Raw genomic sequence first — 1233 nt, 5'->3', positions numbered from 1 at the left:
GTATGGAAATGTCCTTCTTTATCAAGGCGTTCATAGGTATGCGCACCAAAATAATCTCGCTGTGCCTGGATCAGATTGGCTGGCAATGTCTCAGTACGATAACTATCATAGTAAGCTAATGCGCTTGAGAAAGCAGGAACTGGAATACCATGTTGAATGGCTATAGCTAATACCTCGCGAAGCGAATTCTGATAGTCTCCTACTATTTCTTGGAAGTATGGATCGACTAATAGGTTTGGTAAGTCATTATTGCGCTCAAATGCATCTTTAATGTTTTGTAAGAACTGGGCACGAATGATACAACCTCCGCGGAAAATCATGGCTACTTCTCCGTAAGGGATTTTCCAATCATACTCCTCAGATGCTGCACGCATTTGGGCAAAACCTTGGGCATATGAACAAATTTTACTCATATACAAAGCTTTACGTATCGCTTCAATCAAATCGTATGGATCACCTGTATACTTTTTCAGTTTAGGGCCTTTTAGTAGTTTACTTGCTGCAATTCGCTCTTCTTTAATAGAAGAAATAAATTGTGCAAATACGGACTCTGTGACGATTGGAAGGGACACTCCTAAGTCTAATGCATTTTGACTTGTCCATTTTCCTGTACCTTTTTGCGTAGCTACATCTAGAATCTGATCAATGAGCGGTTTTCCAGTTACTTCATCCATCTTTGTGAAAATATCTGCGGTGATTTCAATGAGATAGCTATCGAGCTCTCCCTTGTTCCACTCCGAAAATATTTCATGCAATTCCTGCGCTTCAAGACCAAGTGCATGTTTCATGATGAAATAGGCTTCGGAAATCAGTTGCATATCGCCATATTCAATTCCGTTATGAACCATTTTTACGTAATGCCCAGCTCCATCGAGGCCCATATATGCACTGCATGGAATGCCATCAACTTTTGCCGAAATGGCGTCAAGAATGGGCTTAATCTGTTCGTAAGCTTCTTTTGATCCCCCAGGCATAATCGATGGGCCGTTACGGGCCCCTTCTTCTCCACCAGAAACACCTGCGCCAATGAAATGAATACCTGATTCTTTTAAGCTTGCTGTACGTCTATTCGTATCTTTAAAGAATGTATTTCCTCCATCGATAAGAATATCCCCTTGTTGAAGATGAGGAACTAGGGACTGAATCACCGTATCTGTTGTTTCCCCAGCCTTAACCATTAATAAAATTTTCCGTGGAACTTCGAGCGAATCGACCAGATCTTCAATACTGTAG

The 1233-nt window shown here is 41.3% G+C and carries 1 protein-coding gene; it reads right to left on the bottom strand.

The features are described 5' to 3' along the window. The coding region (gndA, locus tag I2483_RS19150; protein WP_207278645.1) for an NADP-dependent phosphogluconate dehydrogenase at window positions 1-1233 on the bottom strand (1233 nt) is incomplete at both ends.

The sequence above is a fragment of the Sporosarcina sp. E16_3 genome (genome assembly GCF_017347125.1).
Classification (GTDB): domain Bacteria; phylum Bacillota; class Bacilli; order Bacillales_A; family Planococcaceae; genus Sporosarcina.
Note: the sequence above shows the minus strand (reverse complement) of the source record. Positions and strands in the feature narration are given on the sequence as shown.